The sequence below is a fragment of the Pseudomonas sp. LBUM1640 genome, assembly GCF_059716225.1.
This window is the reverse complement of the sequence record NZ_CP166816.1, coordinates 4,248,189-4,265,383: the sequence shown is the minus strand read 5'-3', so window position 1 is coordinate 4,265,383 and position 17,195 is coordinate 4,248,189. Positions and strand designations below refer to the sequence as shown.

Below are 17,195 nucleotides of genomic sequence, written 5' to 3'. Positions count from 1 at the left end.
GAAAAAGGCGGTGATTTAAATGGAGTGTATTTTCTGCAGCATTGTCCGAAAGACTTCCCCGGCTCATATCCTGTGGGAAGACGAGCAGCATCTGGCGTTCTTGTCGATCTTCCCCAACACGCCGGGTTTCAGTGTGGTGATCCCCAAGCAGCATTACGGCAGCTATGCCTTTGCGCAGTCAGATTCAGTGCTGGCTGATTTGGTCGTGGCGGCCAAGAAAACCGCGCTGCAGATTGATCGGGCGTTTCCTGACGTGGCGCGCACGGGCATGATGCTGGAAGGGTATGGGGTGGATCACCTGCACGCGAAGCTGTTTCCCATGCATGGCACGGGGCAGGACAGCGCATTCAAGCCCATTAGCTCCAAAGTCGATAAGTTTTTTGATGCCTATGAGGGCTATATCTCGTCCCACGATTTTGTGCGCGCAGAGGATGCCGAATTGGCGCAGTTGGCGGCGCACATCCGCTCGTTTGCCTGAAGATAATTTTGCGCCATCCCCAATCTAATTGTGGGAGCTGGCTTGTCGGACCGCCGAACCGCTGCGATGGCGTCAACTGGTTATGCCTGATGTACAGAGGTGTCTGCATCGCAGGCAAGCCAGCTCCCACAGATAACCTAGTTCAGTTTCCAAGATCAGGTCGGCTGCCAGGCCGCCTCGCTTTTGCTTTTGATCTAACCACTCAGGTCGGCTACTAGGCCGCCGTGCTGTAGATTTTGATCTTGATCTTGATCTTAGGCGCCCCGTCAACCACGCTGGCCTCACGCAGGCTTTGGAGCGGGGGTAAACCGGCAGGACGCCGGTTTAGCCGCGCTGGGCCAAGGATGGCCCATCGCGGCGGCCCCCGCTCCAAAGCCTGCGTGAGGGCACACCGAGCCGGAGGCGAGGTGCCGAGTGGTGGGGCAAGAGCCTTTTGGTTACTTTTGGGCTCTTTTCAAAAGTGACCCGCTGTAAGAGCGGAACCGATACCCGCCATCACCCAAACAACGGATATGTACCCAGCGCCCCCACGACAACCACAGCACTCAACCCATAAAAAAAGATGTGTAGATACCTATGCTGCAATAGCGGTCCACCAGTCACAGCACCATTGGCTGACACACCGCTATCGCAGGCAAGCCAGCTCCCACATTCTTTAGATCGTGCGCGCCGGGTCGATCAGCGGCGGCTGCTGACCTCGGCCGGCACATCATCACCTGCCATACGCTTGCGAAACAGTGCAGTGCGGGCCAGTAACAGCGTGGTCACCGGCACCGTGATCGCCAACAAAATCGGAATCAACCAGCCGTGCAGCACCGGCGCGGACTTGAGCACCGAAAAGTAGACAATCGACGCCAACGCCACACACCACGCGCCTAACGTCGAGGCCAGCGCCGGTGGATGCATGCGCTGGAAGAAGTCCTTCATCCGCAACAACCCAATTGCGCCGATCAGCGCAAACACGCTGCTCAGCACCAGCAAGACGGCCACGCTCACTTCAACCCATAACGGCATCATTCAATCACCTCGCCACGCAGCAGGAATTTGGCCAGGGCGAACGACCCGACAAAGCCAAACAGTGCAATCAGCAGCGCCGCTTCAAAGTAGGTGTCACTCGCGTAGCGAATGCCGAGCACCAGCATCATCAGCATCGCCAGGATGTACAGGTAGTCCAGCGCCAGTACCCGGTCCTGGGCCGACGGGCCTTTGAACAGGCGTACCAGGGTCAGCACCATGGCCAGGGAGAACAGGAACAGGCTGACCAGGATCGCATTGGAGAGCAGGGCGCTCATTCGAAGATCTCCATCAGGGGCCGTTCATAGGCGTGTTTGAAGTGCTGGATAAACTGCGCCTCGTCATCCAGGTCGAATACGTGCAGCAGCAGGACGCTGCGGTCCAGCGCCAGTTCCGACCAGACGGTGCCGGGGGTGACGCTGGTGATCATCGACAACACGGCCAGGCCGTTGGCGTCGCGCAGGTCCAGCGGGATTTTGATAAAGCGCGAGCGCGGTGGGCGCGAGCCGCATGTCAGCACGCCCCAGGCCACGTGCAGGTTGGAGATGATCACGTCGCGACCCACCAGGAAGAACAGGCGGACGATCACGCCGGGGCGGCGGATGCGGATCGGCAACGGGCGCAACGGCGCCATCAGCAGCGGTGCTAGAAAACCCAACAGCGCGCCCAGCAGCAGGTTGCCGGGGCTGGCGGACAGGTTCAGCACCAGCCACAACAGCCACAACGCCAGCGACAACCATGGAGCAGGGAACAGACGCTTCATGGTTGCACCTCCAGGGCGGCGGCCTTGGCTTCAGGGCTCGGAATCGGGCGTGTTGCCATCACGGCCATCACGTAGTGTTCCGGGTTGTTCAGGCTTTCGGCGGTGGCCTGGGTGTAGCGCATCAACGGTTCGGCCTTGAAGGTCAGAAGGATACTCAGACCCAGCAGGAAAAAGATCGGCAGGCACTCGTAGCGACGCAGCAGTGGCGAGGGGCGCTCTTCCGGGGTCCAGAAGCGTTGGATGCCCAGGCGGGCGAAGGCGATCAGCGAGGCCAGGCCGGACAAAATCAACAGCGCCACCAAGCCCCAGGCGGCCGGCCGGATCGGCTCATCCACCGCGTTACCCAGGCCCATTGGGTTGACCAGCGCACTCAACAGGCTGAGTTTGCCGATAAACCCGGACAGCGGCGGCATGCCGATAATCAGCAGCGCACAGGCGACAAAGCTCAAGCCGAGAAAAGCCATGGTCCAGGGAATCACCTGGCCGACGACGGCTTTCTGTTCATCGTCCAGGTTCACGCCGGGCCGTGGATGCAAGGATTCCATGGCCTTGGGCAGCGCATCGATCTCCTCATCCAGCGGCAGGTCATTGGCCGAGCGCGAGCGCTCGATCAATTCAGCCAGCAGGAACAGCGCGCTCAACGCCAGCGTCGAGCTGACCAGATAGAACAGCGCCCCGGCGGTTAGGCTGGGCTGGGCAAAGCCCACGGCCGACAGCAGGATCCCGGCCGACACCAGAATGCTCAAGCTCGCCATGCGCTCCAGCCTCTGCGCGGCCAGCATCGCCAGCGCCGCGCAGATGATGGTCGCCATGCCGCCGTACACCAGCCAGTCGCCGCCGAACAGCGCCGAGGCACCGGCCTGGCCGGAGAACAACAGGGTCCACAGGCGCAGCACGGTATACACGCCAACCTTGGTCATGATCGCAAACATCGCCGCCACCGGCGCGCTGGCCGAGGAATAGGCGGGCGCCAGCCAGAAGTTCAGCGGCCACATGCCGGCTTTGGCCAGGAAGGCGGTTGCCAGGATTGCCGCGCCTGCGTGCAGCAGGCCGCGATCGGCTTCCGGCACCAGCGGGATTTTCAACGCCAGGTCAGCAAAGTTCAGTGTGCCGGTGACGCCGTAGATCATCGCCGCGCCAATCAGGAACAGCGACGACGCCAGCAGGTTGATCGCGATGTAATGCAGCCCCGACGACACCCGCGCGCGGCCCGAGCCGTGCAGCATCAAGCCGTAGGACGCGGCCAGCAACACTTCGAAGAACACGAACAGGTTGAACAGGTCCGCCGTGAGGAAGGCGCCGTAGAGGCCCATCATCTGGATCTGGAACAGCGCGTGGAAGCTGGTGCCTGCACGGTCCCAACGGGCCATGGCGAACAGCAGCGCGCTCACGCCGATGATCCCGGTGAGCACCAGCATCATTGCCGACAGTGGGTCCACCACCAGCACAATGCCGAACGGCACCTGCCAGTTGCCCGGCAGGTAAACGCCAATCGAGCCGGGGCCGCCTTGCTGCGTCAGGTACAGCAGCACAATGGCGATGCCCAGGCCGACGATGCTGGAGAACAGATTGATTTTGGCCTTCAATGGTCGGCGTTTTTCGCCAAGCATCAGCATCAATGCAGCGGTCAGCAACGGCAGCAGGATCGGCGCGACGATCAGTTGATTCATCCACGTCATTCCTTGGGCTCCCGGCCGTCTACATGGTCAGTGCCGGTCAGGCCTCGGGAGGCCAGCAGCACCACCAGGAACAAGGCGGTCATGGCGAAGCTGATCACGATGGCCGTCAGCACCAGGGCCTGCGGCAGGGGGTCGGTGTAGTTGAGCAGGTCTTGCGGCACGCCGTCCTTGATGATCGGTTCCTTGCCGATAAACAGGCTGCCCATGCTGAAAATAAACAGGTTGACCCCGTACGACAGCAAGCACAGGCCCATTACCACCTGGAACGTCCGTGGTCGCAGGATCAACCAGACGCCGGAGGCCGCCAGGACCCCAATGGCAATTGCGATGACTTCTTCCATCAGGCGGCTCCTTCCGTTACGGCAACCACTTTGGCCTGGTTGCTCGGTTTGTGGGCCCGCACGGATTGGTGACCCAGGGCGGTGAGCATCAGCAGCGTGGAACCGACGACCATGGCGTACACGCCGACGTCAAAGAACAGCGCGCTGGCGATATGGATATCGCCCAGCACCGGCACGCTGAAATGCCAGGTGTGGGTGGTGAGGAACGGGTAACCGGCAAACAACGCGCCAAGCCCGGTGAGCGTCGCCGAGAGCAGGCCAAAGCCCATCCAGCGCATCGGCCGCAGGCTCATCTGCGCCTCGACCCACTGGGTACCGGCCACCATGTATTGCAGGATGAACGCCACCGACATCACCAGCCCGGCAACAAAGCCGCCGCCCGGTTGGTTGTGGCCGCGCATGAACAGGTAGAACGACACCACCAGCGCAATCGGCAGCAGCAAACGTACCAGTACCGCCGGCACCATCATAAAGCCCAGGGCGGTATCGCTGGCCTGACGTGGGTTGACCAGATCAGTCGACACGTCCGGCGCCAGTTGGCGCTGCTGTGCGGGCAGTTGCATGCTTTCTTTGGAAGGGCGGAAGCGCCGCAGCAGGGCATACACCGTCAGTGCCACGGCGCCGAGCACGGTGATCTCGCCGAGGGTGTCGAAGCCGCGGAAGTCGACCAACATCACGTTGACCACGTTGCTGCCGCCGCCTTCGGGCAGCGCACGGCTCAAGTAGAACGAGGAGATGTCGTTGGGCGTCTGGCGCGTCAGCATCGCGTAGGACAGCAGCGCCATGCCGCCGCCCACCACGGTGGACAGCAGGAAGTCACGCAGGCGACGAATGCGTGCCTTGCGCAGCGAACTGGGCAGTGGCGACACTTCTTCGATCCGCCGTGGCAGCCAGCGCAGGCCCAGCAGGATCAGCACGGTGGTCACCACTTCGACCACCAGCTGCGTCAACGCCAGGTCCGGCGCCGAGAACCACACGAAGGTGATGCACGTCATCAGGCCGCACACGCTGACCATGGTCAGGGCTGCCAGCCGGTGATACTTGGCTTGCCACGCGGCGCCGAGGGCGCAGGCGATTGCCAGCAGCCACAGGGTCACGAACACAATGGAACCCGGGATCTTCGGCCGGTCGCCCCAACTGAGCCCGCTGTTGAGCATCGGGATCAGCCCGGCAACCACCGCCGCCAACACCAGCAGGAACAGTTGGGTCTGCAGGCGCTTGGTGCTGATGCGTTTCTCGATCTTGCGCACGCCCCGCATCATCACCACCAGGCTGCGCTCGAACATGCGCTTGCCGTTGAAGTAACTGATGATTGGCGGGTACTTGAAGCGGCCGCGCTTGAGTTGTTTGCGCAGCAGCAAGTAGAGCACCACACCGCAGGACATGGCCACCAGGCTCATGATCATCGGCGCGTTCCAGCCATGCCAGATCGCCAGGCTGTACTCGGGCAGTACGCCGCCGACCACCGGCAGCGCCGCAGCGGCGAGGATCGAGCCGACCACCTGGGCCGGGAAGATGCCCACCAGCAGGCAGGTGAATACCAGCAACTCGACCGGCGCACGCATCCAGCGCGGCGGTTCGTGCGGTGTGTGGGGCAGGTCGGTGGCGGGCGGGCCGAAGAACACATCGACGGTGAAGCGCAGGGCGTAGGCCACGCTGAAAGTACCGGCGATGGTCGCAATCATCGGCAGGGCGATTTCCACCCAGGCGGTCGACGAGATAAACACGGTTTCGGCGAAAAACATCTCTTTGGACAGGAAGCCATTGAGCAGCGGCACGCCTGCCATCGACGCACTGGCCACCATCGCCAGGGTCGCGGTAAACGGGATCAGCCGCACCAGCCCACTGAGCTTGCGGATATCACGGGTGCCGCTTTCGTGGTCGATAATCCCCGCTGCCATAAACAGCGAGGCCTTGAAGGTGGCGTGGTTGAGAATATGAAACACCGCAGCGACAGCGGCCAGTGGGCTGTTAAGGCCCAGCAGCAGTGTGATCAGCCCGAGATGGCTGATGGTGGAGTAGGCCAGCAGGCCCTTGAGATCATTTTGGAACATGGCGCAGTAAGCGCCGAGGAGGAGGGTGATGGCGCCGGCGCCGCCGACGATCCAGAACCATTCTTCGCTGCCGGACAGCGACGGCCACAGGCGGGCCAGCAGGAACACGCCGGCCTTCACCATCGTCGCCGAGTGCAAATACGCCGAAACCGGCGTGGGTGCCGCCATCGCGTGGGGCAACCAGAAGTGGAAGGGGAACTGTGCGCTTTTGCTCAAAGCGCCGATCAGCACCAGGGCCAGCATGACCGGGTACAGCGAATGCGCGCGGATCTGATCGCCCGCCGCCAGCACCTGGTCCAGGTCATAGCTGCCGACGATATGCCCCAGCAGCATCACACCCGCCAGCAGGCACAAACCGCCCGCGCCGGTGACCATCAGCGCCATATAGGCACCACGCCGTGCATCGGCGCGGTGGTGCCAATAGCCGATCAGCAGGAACGAGAACAGGCTGGTGAGTTCCCAGAAAAACACGATTTGGATCAGGTTGCCGGAAATCACCAGGCCGAGCATGGCGCCCATGAAGGCCAGGAAAAACGCGAAAAAGCGCGGCACCGGATCGTCCGGCGACATGTAGTAGCGCGCATACAGCGACACCAGCGAGCCGATGCCCAGCACCAGCATCGAGAACAGCCAGGCGAACCCATCCATGCGCAACACGAAGTTCAGCCCGAGGCTGGGCAACCACATGAATTCTTCGCGGATCACGCCACCGTGGGCGATCTGGGGGTAGAGCAGGGCGACTTGAACGGTGCCGACCAAGGCCACAAGGCCGGCCAACAAGGATTCGGTGTTGCGTGCATTGTGCGGCAGCAAGGCCGCCAGACAGCTGCCAATAAAAGGCAGAAGCAGTAGAACTATCAGGGACATAGGCTTCTAATCTGCGGGAGTTTGGGATGCATCATACGTGCCGCTTTCTGGATCACCAAACGGCAAGATGTGGCAGGATCCTACAAGGTAGGCTGAAAACCCCGGTTTAGCATGGTTTCAAAAGTCTGGCATTACACCTGTGGCGAGGGAGCTTGCTCCCGCCGGGCTGCGCAGCAGCCCCAAAACAGGCGCCTCAATTCTGGCGCTCTTGCTCCACCTCTTCTGCCAACGCCAGCGCCTTCTGCCCGCGCGTCTTCAACTCACTGACAATCACCGCTGCCACAATCAACGCCGCGCCCACCATCGCAATCGGCGGGAAGCGCTCCCCGGCAATCCGCCCAATCACGCCTGCCCACACTGGCTCCCCGGCATAAATCAAGGTGGCGCGTGTCGGTGAAACACTCTGCTGCGCCCAGTTCATCGCGACCTGGATCACCGCACTGGTCAAGCCCAGGCCCACCGCGCTGAACACCAGCAGCCAGGAAAACCCTGGCAAGGCCTCACCCATCGGCACCACCATCAGAAACGACAGCAACGACGCCGTGGCCAGCTGCACTACGGTCACACGGCGCACATCCACTTGCCCGGCATAGGCACTGATCAGAATAATCTCGGCAGCCACCGCCACTGCACAGATCAGCGTGGCAATTTCGCCGGGGCTGAAGTTCAGCGAGGCGCCCGCCGGGCCGGTGAGCAACATCAGCCCGGTAAACGCCAGCATGATACCGATAGCCGGCATCAAGCCTGGGCGGCGGCCGAGTACCAGCCACTGCAACAGCGGCACGAACGGTACATACAGCGCGGTGATAAACGCCGATTGGCTGCTCGGAATGCTCTGCAAGCCAATGGTCTGCATGCCATAACCGAACATGATCGACACACCAATGAAAGCCCCGGCTTTCAACTCAAACAAGGTCAGGCCGCGCAAGGTGCGCAACGAAAAGAACCCCACCACGATGGCCGCCGCCGCAAACCGCAGGCCCACAAAAAACATCGGCCCGCTGACGGTCATCGCATGTTGCACCAGCAAAAAGGTGCCGCCCCAGATCATGGTGATCACCACCAGGATGCATTCGGCTTTGCTGAAACGGTTGAAACGTGAGGAAGCGTTCGGGGCAGTCATGGCGGCTCGGTCTTGCAAGGGAAGGGCACGGACCGCACAATGCGCCGCACGCTGGGCAGTATACTGCGCACACCTACCTTATGAGCAATATAGTGCACAAAGAAAATCCACAACGGGCCTCTGTGCTGCAGCACGTCAGCCAGAACGTCCGTCGTCTGCGGCATGCTGCCGACATGAGCCAGACCGCGCTATCGGAAAAGTCCGGGGTCAGCCGGCGCATGCTGGTGGCTATCGAGGCGGGCGAGAAGAATGTCAGCCTGTCGACCCTCGACCGCGTGGCCGAAGCCTTGGACGTGGCCTTCAGCGACTTGATCCAGGCGCCGGACGCCGGCGACCACAGCCGCATCAACGAACTGGCCTGGGCCGGGGACATTCCCGGCAGCAAAGCCGTATTGCTCGCCAAGGCCACCGCCCGCCGTGAAGTCGAATTGTGGGAGATGCACCTGGAGCCTGGCGATCGCTACAGCCCGGACCCCGACCCGGACGGCTGGAGCGTGCAGCTGTTTGTGTTCGAAGGCTGCCTCACCTTGCTGGTGGGTGATGAAGAAAAGCGCGTCGCCGCCGGTGAGTTCTACATGTTCGCCAGCCGTCACGTTCACGGCTATCGCAATGACGGCGACGTGCCTGTGCGCTTTGTGCGCAACGTGGTGATCTAACTGTCTGCCAAGCAACAGTGGATGGACACTTTGCTGGTTCGCAAACGCACATGTTTCAAGGTTTTAGCCGCAAACTGCTGATTTTATTAGCGATTAAATTCAGGCACGACTCCTGCAATCACTCCGTTATCTCATCGGAGCCTGGAGTCGGCCCATGTCAGCCCACCCTCAACACCCTGCCCATATCATCCGCTCGGAGGCCGAAGCCATCGAGGTGGCCACGCGCTTGGCCGCCCGCTTCGCCGTCGACGCCAGCGTGCGCGACCGCGAACGGCGGTTGCCCGTGGCCGAACTCGAGGAATTCTCTGCCAGCGGCCTGTGGGGCATTACCATTCCCAAGGCTTACGGTGGCGCCGAGGTGTCCTATGTGACGGTGGCCGAGGTGATCAAATTGATCTCCGCCGCCGACCCATCATTGGGGCAAATTCCGCAAAACCACCTCGGTGTCATCGACATCCTCCTGCAAACCGCCAGCGAGGAACAAAAGCTGCACTACTTCGGCAAGGTCTTGGCGGGTTACCGGTTCGGCAATGCCTTCTCCGAAGCCAAGAGCAAAAACGCCGGCACGTTCGATACCCAGATTCGCTTTGACGGCGACACCGCGCAAATCAACGGTGAGAAGTTCTACTGCACTGGCGCGTTGTTCGCGCATATCGTGCCCACCGTCGGCAATAACGAAGACGATCAGGCCTTTATCGCCTTCGTCGAACGCGATGCGCCGGGCCTCACGGTCGTCGACAGCTGGGACGGCTTCGGCCAGCGCACCACTGCCAGCGGCGGTGTAACGCTCGACGGTGTGACCGTGCCTCGCACGGCGGTGATCCCCGCCCACCAAGCCTTCGACCAACCCACCGCGAATGGCCCGATCTCACAGATCATCCAGGCCGCGGTCGACACCGGCATCGCCCTTGGCGCGTTGGAGCAGGCAAAAATCTACGCGCGCCAGGCGCGCCCATGGATCGACAGCCAGCAGGATCACGGCTGGCAAGACCCGTTCACTATCGCCGCCATCGGCGACCTGCAATGGCGCGTGCACGGCACCGAAGCCATTCTCGCCAAGGCCGGTCAGGCGGTCGACCGGGCCCTGGCCGAGCCGAATGAAGACACCGTGGCCCACGCCTCGCTGGTCGTCGCCCAGGCCAAAGTGTTGTCAGCCGAAACTGCCTTGCTCGCCAGCAGCAAGCTCTTTGAACTGGCCGGCACGCGCTCGGTGACCGGCAAGCACAACCTCGACCGTTTCTGGCGCAATGCGCGCACCCACACCCTGCATGACCCGGCACGCTGGAAATACCACCTGATCGGCAACTTTGTGCTCAACGGCGTGAAGCCTGCGCGCCACGCCTGGAACTGAGGAGCCTTGCCCATGACTGCACTGAATCAAGCGCGGCAACTACTGGAAAGCACTCGTAGCTCGGTTGAGAAAAGCGACGACCCTTACGTGATCAGCCGCTTCGGCGATTGGCAGATTCGCGTCGATGTGGCCGCCGCCTTGCTTGAACGCGCCGAAACCCACCCCAGCCCGGTCGCCCTCACCGAAGCGCAAATCGCCGCCGCCGAAGCGCTGATTTTCGCCAGCAACGCCGAATTCGAACTCACCGGCCAACGCACCGCGCTGCCGCCCAGCCTCGACGACCCCCTGCGTTGGAAATACCAGATTGTCGGCAACTACCACCTCAACGGAGTGCTTTGATGTCCCGTGAAATCCGCTTGAATGCCTTCGACATGAACTGTGTTGGCCACCAATCCCCCGGCCTGTGGGCGCACCCGCGTGATCGCTCATGGCAGTACAAAGACCTGGAATACTGGACCGACCTGGCCAAAATCCTTGAACGTGGCAAGTTCGACGGCCTGTTTATCGCCGACGTGCTGGGCATCTACGACGTGTACAACGGCAATGGCGACGCGGCGATTCGCCAGGCGGCCCAAGTGCCGGTCAACGACCCGCTGTCGCTGATCGCGCCGATGGCGCTGGTTACCGAGCACCTGGGCTTTGGTCTGACCGCCTCGTTGTCGTTCGAGCACCCGTACCCGTTCGCCCGCCGTCTTTCGACCCTCGATCACCTGACCAAAGGCCGCGTCGGCTGGAACATCGTCACCTCGTATCTGGAAAGCGGCGCCAAGAACCTCGGCCAGAAAGCCCAGACCGAACACGACGCGCGCTACGACTACGCCGAGGAATACCTGCAGGTTTGCTACAAACTCTGGGAAGGCAGCTGGGAGGACGGCGCGGTACTGCGTGACCGTGAGCGCCGGATTTTCAGCGACCCGAGCAAAATCCACGAGATCCGCCACGTCGGCAAGCATTTCCAGGTGCCCGGCATTCACCTGTGCGAGCCGTCGCCGCAGCGCACGCCTGTGCTGTACCAGGCCGGCGCGTCCAGCCGTGGCAAGCAGTTCGCCGCCGAGCAGGCCGAGTGCGTGTTCGTGGCGGCGCCGTCCAAAGTGCTGCTGAAAAAGACCGTCGCTGATATCCGCCGCCGTGCGGCCGAAGCCGGGCGTGATCCGAAGAAAATCCTCATCTTCAATTTGCAGACGGTGATCGTCGGCGAAACCGACGCCAAGGCCAAGGCCAAGTTCGACGAGTACAAATCCTACGTCAGCTACGAAGGCGCGATGGCACTGATTTCCGGCTGGACGGGCATCGACTTCAGCCAGTTCAAACCCGATGAGCCACTCAAGCATGTGCACACCAACGCGATTCAATCGGCGGTGGAAGCGTTCTCCACGGCCGACCCGAACAAGGTCTGGACACCAAACGAGCTGGCCGACTGGGTCGGTATCGGCGGCTTCGGCCCCTTGTTTGTCGGCGGCCCTGAGACGGTGGCTGACTTGCTGCAGGAATGGGTTGAAGAGACCGACGTGGATGGCTTCAACCTGGCCTATGCGCTGACCCACGAAACCTTTATCGACGCCGTGGACCTGCTGGTGCCGGAGCTGCAAAAGCGCGGCGTGTACAAGACCGAATACGCCCAGGGCACCTTGCGCGAGAAGCTGTTCGGCGATGGCGCGCGGTTGGGAGCGAATCATCCGGGCGCCGGTTACAGAGATCTCAAGGCCAGCGCTATATAACTGAACAAACCCAATCTATGTGGGAGCTGGCTTGCCTGCGATAGCGCCGGGTCAGCTGGAAATGTGCCGACTGACACACCGTTATCGCAGGCAAGCCAGCTCCCACAGTAGAACTGTGTTGATCCAAATAACTCAGCCAGCGGACCACCGCACGCTTAACCACCCAATAGGAGCATTACCCCTATGAGCGTGCACGAACTCAAACGCCCGCTGGCCCTGGAATGGCCCGCCGAACTGCTCGGCAACCTGCCCAAGGCGCTGGAACAACTGCACCACTGGGCGCAGATCACCCCGTTGCACACGGCGTTGCGCCACAAGCGCCAGGGCCAGTGGTATGCCTGGCGCTGGATCGATGCTTTGCGCGATGTCGAACGCCTGGCCGATGGTCTGCGCCAACAGGGTTTCAGCGAACAGTCGCGCTTGGCCCTCAGCGGCGCCTTCGAGCCCAATCTGTTGCTGCTGGCCTTGGCTGCCCAGTCCATCGGCGGGCAGGTGTTGACCCTGGCCGATGACCTGGAACCCGAAGTTCTGTACCAACAGCTGTGGCGCATTCGCCCCACCCATTCCTACGCCCAGGGCCGCCAGCAGGTGCGGCACTGGCTGGCCGCCAACCCGGTGGACTTTGCCCAACTGCTCGGCCCTCTGGACCCGGCACAGCACCTGCATCGCTGGTGGCAGCCCAGCGATGAAACCGCGTTGTGGAGCGAGGAGGGCACCCACTGGCAAGGCGGGCTGGCGGTGGTGCTTGAGCAATGGCTGAACAGCGGCCACGGCCTGGCTTTTCCGGAAAGCCTCGCCTCGGCCCGACGTGATCGCAGTGAAGTTGCACCGACCGGCCTGCTGCTGTCGCCCGAGCGTTTGCAGCACTTGGCCGACGACATTGAAAGCCGCCTCGCGCCTCACGGCACCTGGCGCCGACGCCTGTGCGACTGGGCCATCGCCCACCCGCAAAGCGGCCTGCGCCGGTTGCTCAAGAAGCGCGTGCGCAGGCTGCTCGGCTTCCAGCGTCTGTCCTATATCTGGCAACCGCTTAAATCCACCGCCGAGCCGGTATGGCTGGCCGAACTCAAACGGGACATCGCATGAGCCAGGCCATTTTGCAGGTGCGGGATATCTCGCTGTCGTTCAAAGGCGTCAAGGCCATCAATGCGTTGTCGTTCGACGTGCGGCGTGGCGAGATCTGCGCGTTGATCGGGCCAAATGGTGCGGGCAAAAGTTCGTTGCTCAATGTGCTTAACGGCGTGTATCGCTTTGACGCCGGTGAGATCGTGTTCGAACAACAACACTTGCACCGCATCGACCCGTTGGGCGCCGCGCGCCGAGGCATCGGCCGCACTTTCCAGAACAATGCGCTGTTCAAAAAGATGAGCGTGATCGACAACATCCTCACCGGCCTGTCGCGGCATATGCGCACCCGCTTTATCGAGCAAGCCCTGGGTTTGCCGCGTGCCCGACGTGAGGCTGAGGCCTTGCGCCTGCGCGCCCAGGGCATTCTCGAATTGCTCGAACTGCAAGCCCATCGCGACGTGCTGGTGGGCAACCTGTCCTACGGCCTGCAAAAACGCGTAGAGCTGGGCCGCGCGTTGATCGCAGGCCCCAGCCTGTTGCTGCTCGACGAGCCGATGGCCGGGATGAACGCCGAGGAAAAGCAGGAAATGGCACGCTTCGTTGCCGACGTAAACCGCAACCTCGGCACCACCGTGGTGTTGATCGAGCATGACATGGGCGTGGTCATGGGCTTGTCAGACCACGTGGTGGTGCTCGACTACGGGCGCAAGGTCGGCGACGGTACGCCCGCCGAGGTACAGGCCAACCCCGAGGTGATCGCGGCCTACCTGGGAGTCGCACACTGATGACGTTCTTCTTCGAAACCCTGCTCGGCGGCCTGCTCGCCGGCACCATGTACTCGCTGGTCGCCATCGGCTTCGTGCTGATCTACAAGGCCAGCGGCGTGTTCAATTTCGCCCAGGGCTCGATGCTGCTGTTCGCCGCACTGACCTTCGTCAGCCTGCACGACCAAGGCGTGCCGTTCGCGCTGGCGCTGCTGCTGACGGTGATCGTGATGATCATCGGCGCCTTGCTGATTGAGCGGCTGGTGTTGCGCCCGTTGGTGAACCGTTCGCAGATCACCCTGTTCATGGCCACCTTGGGCCTGTCGTTCATTATTGAAGGCCTGGCTCAAGGCTTGATGGGTTCGCAAGTGCGCGCGCTGGATTTGGGTATCGACGACGTGCCGCTGTTTGTCGGGCCGCTGATGCTCAGCCAGTTTGACCTGATCGCCGCTGCGGCCGCTGTCGTGCTGGTGACGGTATTGGCGCTGCTGTTCAACAAAACCCGCATCGGCGTGTCGTTGCGCGCGGTGGCGGATGACACCACGGCGGCGCTGTCCATCGGCATCAACCTCAACCGCATCTGGCAGATCGTCTGGGCCGTGGCCGGTGTGGTCGGGCTGGTGGCGGGGCTGCTGTGGGGCGCGCGCCAGGGGGTGCAGTTTTCGCTGTCGCTGGTGGTGCTCAAGGCCTTGCCGGTGTTGATCATCGGCGGTTTTACCTCGATTGGCGGGGCGATTGTCGGCGGGCTGATTGTTGGCGCGGCAGAGAACCTCGCCGAGGTGTATATCGGCCCTCTGATCGGCGGCGGCATTACGCCGTGGTTCGCTTACGTATTGGCCCTGGCCTTCCTGTATATCCGCCCCGCCGGTTTGTTCGGCGAGCGCGCCATCGAGCGAGTCTGAAACCATGTCGATTCCCGTTGCTCAACAAACCGCACCCTTAGTATTGATCCAGCGGCGTGTGCCCTGGGGCCTGATTGGCCTGTTGGCGCTGGCCTTTATCGTGGTGCCGCTGTGCGGCAATGATTATTGGCTGAACGCGATCCTGATCCCGTTTCTGGTGCTGTCGCTGGCCGGGCTGGGCTTGAATCTGCTGACGGGCTACACCGGGCAAACCTCGGTGGGCGCGGCGGGTTTCATGGCCGTCGGCGCGTTTGCCACGTATGGGTTTTTATTGCGCCTGCCGGAGCTCGGCCTGCCGGTGGCGCTGCTCGGCGGTGGGGTTATCAGCGCGTTGGTGGGCCTGTTGTTCGGCCTGCCCAGCTCGCGAATCAAGGGTTTCTACTTGATGGTCACCACGCTGGCCGCGCAGTTTTTCCTGGAATGGCTGTTCGTCAAATTCCCCTGGTTCTACAACTACGGTTCCTCCGGCACCATTTCTGCGCCGAAACTGGCGCTGTTCGGGCATGACCTCAACACGCCGTTGGGCCGCTACTGGCTGACCTTGGTCACGGTGCTGCTGTTGACCTGGACCGCCGTCAACCTGGTGCGCAGCCAGGTCGGCCGCAACTGGATGGCGATCCGCGACATGGACACCGCCGCCGCTGTGGTCGGCATCCCAGTGGTGCGCTACAAGCGCCTGGCGTTCGCCGTCAGCTCGTTCTACTTAGGCATTGCCGGCGCGCTGTGGGCCTTTGCCTACCTGGGCACGGCCAGCGCCAGCAGCTTCGATATCAACCGCTCGTTCCAGATCCTGTTCATCATCATTATCGGTGGCATGGGCAGCATTGCCGGCAACTTCGTCGGCGCGGCGTTTATCAGTTTGCTGCCGATTTTTCTCAGCCATGCCGGGCAGGCGTTGTTCGGCGGATCGGTGGATGCGGGGCAGTTGCAGAACCTGCAGAAAATCATCTTTGGCGTATTGATCATCGTGTTCCTGATCAAGGAACCCGAGGGCTTGATTCGCCTGTTGCACAACCTGCGTGACCGTCTGCGGCAGTGGCCGCTGCGCTTTTAACATTCCCTCAAGAGAATCCAACATGCGTGCATCCTTGAAACGTTCCCTGGTCGGCGCCGCCTTCGCGCTGGCCGCATTGGCGGGCGCTGTACCCCAGGCGATGGCCTCGCCCGACCAGCAGTTTATTCCCCTGGCCACCTATCGGGTGGGCGCCTATGCGTCCAGCGGCGTGCAGGTGTGGGCCGGGATGATCGACTACCTGCGGTATATCAACGAGGTCGAAGGTGGTATCAACGGCGTGAAGCTGGTGTGGCAAGAATGCGAGACCGAGTGGACGGCGGAGAAGGGCATCGAGTGCTACGAGCGCTTCAAGAATGGCCTGGATGGCGCGCCGGTCGCGGTGTATCAACCCAATGGCGCACCGGCCGCCTATGCGTTGAGCGAGCGGGCGGAAGTGGACAAGATTCCGCTGATTACCCTCGGTTACGGCCGCACTGAAGCCACCGACGGCACCGTGTTCCCGTACAACTTCCCGGTGATGCTGACCTTTTACAGCGAGGCCTCAACCCTGGTGAACTATATTGCCCAGCGCGAAGGCGGTTTCGACAAACTCAAGGGCAAGAAGATTGCCACGGTCTATCACGACTCGGCCTATGGTCGCGAAACCCTCGGCCCGCTGAAGTTGCTGGCGCAGAAATACGGCTTTGAGAATATCCAGATTCCGGTGGCCGATCCGGGCAATGAACAGTCGGCGCAATGGCGTCAGGTACGCCAGGCCAACCCGGATTGGGTGTTCCTGCGCACCTGGGGCGTATCCACGCCAGTGGCGGTGAAGACGGCTGCGCGTTTCGGCTTCCCGGTCGACCACATCATCGGCGATATCTGGGCCAGTTCCAGCGAAGACGTGCTGCCCGCCGGCGCCGCCGCCAAAGGGTATCTGGCGTTGACGCCATACCCGGCCGGTGCCGATTTCGACATTCATAAACGCCTCAAGCAGTCCATCCTCGACAAGGGCCACAGCGACCTCAAGGACCTGAAAAACTTCGGCAGCGTCTACTACAACTCAGGCCTGGTGAACGCCGCCGTGGCCGTGGAAGCGATCCGCACCGGCCAGGCCAAGTTCGGCAAGCGCCCACTCAACGGCGAAGAAGGCCGTTGGGGCTTGGAACACTTGAATATCGACGACGCCCGTTTGAAGGACATGGGTTACCTGGGCCTGATGCAGAACCTCAAGCTGTCGTGCCGTGACCACGAAGGCGGCGGTTCGGCACGCGTGCAACAGTGGGACGGCGCCAATTGGACGCTGATCAGCGATTGGATCGCCGCCGACCGCGCGCTATTGCGCCCGCTGATCGATGAGAAATCCGCTGCGTTCGCCAAGGAAAAAGGCCTGACGCCACGCACCTGCACCGGGGATGAATAA

Annotated in this window: 17 protein-coding genes; 10 read left to right on the top strand and 7 right to left on the bottom strand. The window is 62.1% G+C overall.

The features are described from left to right. The first annotated feature begins 19 nt into the window (after positions 1–19). Positions 20–478, top strand: a complete 459-nt coding sequence (locus ACA065_RS18745) for an HIT family protein (RefSeq protein WP_497690980.1) — start codon at positions 20–22, stop codon at positions 476–478. A gap of 678 nt (positions 479–1,156) precedes the next feature. Here ACA065_RS18745 and ACA065_RS18740 read toward each other — a convergent pair. From ACA065_RS18740 to ACA065_RS18710, 7 genes are all read right to left on the bottom strand, one after another. Then, positions 1,157–1,495 (bottom strand): Na+/H+ antiporter subunit G, encoded by a 339-nt coding sequence (locus ACA065_RS18740; RefSeq protein WP_497690979.1) that lies wholly within the window; start codon positions 1,493–1,495, stop codon positions 1,157–1,159. Then, entirely contained in the window at positions 1,492–1,770 is a 279-nt protein-coding gene (locus ACA065_RS18735) for a K+/H+ antiporter subunit F (protein ID WP_056858502.1), read from the bottom strand. The genes ACA065_RS18740 and ACA065_RS18735 overlap by 4 nt, the downstream gene beginning before the upstream one ends. Next, a complete protein-coding gene (locus ACA065_RS18730) occupies positions 1,767–2,255 on the bottom strand; it encodes a Na+/H+ antiporter subunit E (protein WP_497690978.1) in 489 nt (162 codons plus the stop codon). Before ACA065_RS18730 ends, ACA065_RS18735 begins: the two co-directional genes overlap by 4 nt. Further along, positions 2,252–3,934, bottom strand: coding sequence for a monovalent cation/H+ antiporter subunit D (locus ACA065_RS18725; RefSeq protein WP_497690977.1), 1,683 nt, complete (start codon positions 3,932–3,934; stop codon positions 2,252–2,254). The genes ACA065_RS18730 and ACA065_RS18725 overlap by 4 nt, the downstream gene beginning before the upstream one ends. After that, a complete protein-coding gene (locus tag ACA065_RS18720; protein ID WP_003192163.1) occupies positions 3,931–4,275 on the bottom strand; it encodes a Na+/H+ antiporter subunit C in 345 nt (114 codons plus the stop codon). The genes ACA065_RS18725 and ACA065_RS18720 overlap by 4 nt, the downstream gene beginning before the upstream one ends. Next, positions 4,275–7,196, bottom strand: coding sequence for a monovalent cation/H+ antiporter subunit A (locus ACA065_RS18715; protein ID WP_497690976.1), 2,922 nt, complete (start codon positions 7,194–7,196; stop codon positions 4,275–4,277). Before ACA065_RS18715 ends, ACA065_RS18720 begins: the two co-directional genes overlap by 1 nt. A 193-nt stretch (positions 7,197–7,389) precedes the next feature. Next, on the bottom strand, positions 7,390–8,319 hold the full coding sequence (locus tag ACA065_RS18710) for a DMT family transporter (RefSeq protein WP_497690975.1): 930 nt from the start codon (positions 8,317–8,319) through the stop codon (positions 7,390–7,392). A 92-nt stretch (positions 8,320–8,411) separates the two neighbouring features. Between ACA065_RS18710 and ACA065_RS18705 the strand changes: the two genes are divergently transcribed. The 9 genes from ACA065_RS18705 (at position 8,412) to ACA065_RS18665 (ending at position 17,195) form a co-directional block, all read left to right on the top strand. After that, the gene (locus ACA065_RS18705; RefSeq protein ID WP_497690974.1) at positions 8,412–8,975 is read left to right on the top strand and encodes a helix-turn-helix domain-containing protein; all 564 of its coding nucleotides are present in this window, start codon (positions 8,412–8,414) and stop codon (positions 8,973–8,975) included. A 154-nt stretch (positions 8,976–9,129) separates the two neighbouring features. Then, complete coding sequence (locus ACA065_RS18700; protein ID WP_497690973.1) at positions 9,130–10,326, top strand: SfnB family sulfur acquisition oxidoreductase; 1,197 nt, start codon at positions 9,130–9,132, stop codon at positions 10,324–10,326. Between the two features lie 12 nt (positions 10,327–10,338). Beyond that, on the top strand, positions 10,339–10,665 hold the full coding sequence (locus tag ACA065_RS18695) for an acyl-CoA dehydrogenase (protein ID WP_497690972.1): 327 nt from the start codon (positions 10,339–10,341) through the stop codon (positions 10,663–10,665). After that, positions 10,665–12,044: an LLM class flavin-dependent oxidoreductase gene (locus tag ACA065_RS18690; RefSeq protein WP_497690971.1), complete on the top strand. Its 1,380-nt coding sequence runs from the start codon at positions 10,665–10,667 to the stop codon at positions 12,042–12,044. Before ACA065_RS18695 ends, ACA065_RS18690 begins: the two co-directional genes overlap by 1 nt. A gap of 183 nt (positions 12,045–12,227) precedes the next feature. Then, the gene (locus tag ACA065_RS18685) at positions 12,228–13,130 is read left to right on the top strand and encodes an acyl-CoA synthetase family protein (RefSeq protein WP_497690970.1); all 903 of its coding nucleotides are present in this window, start codon (positions 12,228–12,230) and stop codon (positions 13,128–13,130) included. Continuing rightward, positions 13,127–13,897 (top strand): ABC transporter ATP-binding protein, encoded by a 771-nt coding sequence (locus tag ACA065_RS18680; RefSeq protein WP_497690969.1) that lies wholly within the window; start codon positions 13,127–13,129, stop codon positions 13,895–13,897. Before ACA065_RS18685 ends, ACA065_RS18680 begins: the two co-directional genes overlap by 4 nt. Then, on the top strand, positions 13,897–14,778 hold the full coding sequence (locus ACA065_RS18675; protein WP_497690968.1) for a branched-chain amino acid ABC transporter permease: 882 nt from the start codon (positions 13,897–13,899) through the stop codon (positions 14,776–14,778). Before ACA065_RS18680 ends, ACA065_RS18675 begins: the two co-directional genes overlap by 1 nt. A gap of 4 nt (positions 14,779–14,782) precedes the next feature. Beyond that, positions 14,783–15,832, top strand: coding sequence for a branched-chain amino acid ABC transporter permease (locus tag ACA065_RS18670; protein WP_497690967.1), 1,050 nt, complete (start codon positions 14,783–14,785; stop codon positions 15,830–15,832). 22 nt (positions 15,833–15,854) lie between these two features. Beyond that, positions 15,855–17,195, top strand: a complete 1,341-nt coding sequence (locus tag ACA065_RS18665) for an ABC transporter substrate-binding protein (RefSeq protein ID WP_497690966.1) — start codon at positions 15,855–15,857, stop codon at positions 17,193–17,195.

What these genes read in the sequence shown, in the direction of transcription:
- ACA065_RS18735 (WP_056858502.1), bottom strand. Translation starts at nt 1,770, where the DNA reads ATGAGCGCCCTGCTCTCCAATGCGATCCTGGTCAGCCTGTTCCTGTTC.
- ACA065_RS18720 (WP_003192163.1), bottom strand. Translation starts at nt 4,275, where the DNA reads ATGGAAGAAGTCATCGCAATTGCCATTGGGGTCCTGGCGGCCTCCGGC.
- ACA065_RS18680 (WP_497690969.1), top strand. Translation starts at nt 13,127, where the DNA reads ATGAGCCAGGCCATTTTGCAGGTGCGGGATATCTCGCTGTCGTTCAAA.
- ACA065_RS18745 (WP_497690980.1), top strand. Translation starts at nt 20, where the DNA reads ATGGAGTGTATTTTCTGCAGCATTGTCCGAAAGACTTCCCCGGCTCAT.
- ACA065_RS18725 (WP_497690977.1), bottom strand. Translation starts at nt 3,934, where the DNA reads ATGACGTGGATGAATCAACTGATCGTCGCGCCGATCCTGCTGCCGTTG.
- ACA065_RS18675 (WP_497690968.1), top strand. Translation starts at nt 13,897, where the DNA reads ATGACGTTCTTCTTCGAAACCCTGCTCGGCGGCCTGCTCGCCGGCACC.
- ACA065_RS18715 (WP_497690976.1), bottom strand. Translation starts at nt 7,196, where the DNA reads ATGTCCCTGATAGTTCTACTGCTTCTGCCTTTTATTGGCAGCTGTCTG.
- ACA065_RS18665 (WP_497690966.1), top strand. Translation starts at nt 15,855, where the DNA reads ATGCGTGCATCCTTGAAACGTTCCCTGGTCGGCGCCGCCTTCGCGCTG.
- ACA065_RS18685 (WP_497690970.1), top strand. Translation starts at nt 12,228, where the DNA reads ATGAGCGTGCACGAACTCAAACGCCCGCTGGCCCTGGAATGGCCCGCC.
- ACA065_RS18690 (WP_497690971.1), top strand. Translation starts at nt 10,665, where the DNA reads ATGTCCCGTGAAATCCGCTTGAATGCCTTCGACATGAACTGTGTTGGC.
- ACA065_RS18710 (WP_497690975.1), bottom strand. Translation starts at nt 8,319, where the DNA reads ATGACTGCCCCGAACGCTTCCTCACGTTTCAACCGTTTCAGCAAAGCC.
- ACA065_RS18740 (WP_497690979.1), bottom strand. Translation starts at nt 1,495, where the DNA reads ATGATGCCGTTATGGGTTGAAGTGAGCGTGGCCGTCTTGCTGGTGCTG.
- ACA065_RS18730 (WP_497690978.1), bottom strand. Translation starts at nt 2,255, where the DNA reads ATGAAGCGTCTGTTCCCTGCTCCATGGTTGTCGCTGGCGTTGTGGCTG.
- ACA065_RS18670 (WP_497690967.1), top strand. Translation starts at nt 14,783, where the DNA reads ATGTCGATTCCCGTTGCTCAACAAACCGCACCCTTAGTATTGATCCAG.
- ACA065_RS18695 (WP_497690972.1), top strand. Translation starts at nt 10,339, where the DNA reads ATGACTGCACTGAATCAAGCGCGGCAACTACTGGAAAGCACTCGTAGC.
- ACA065_RS18700 (WP_497690973.1), top strand. Translation starts at nt 9,130, where the DNA reads ATGTCAGCCCACCCTCAACACCCTGCCCATATCATCCGCTCGGAGGCC.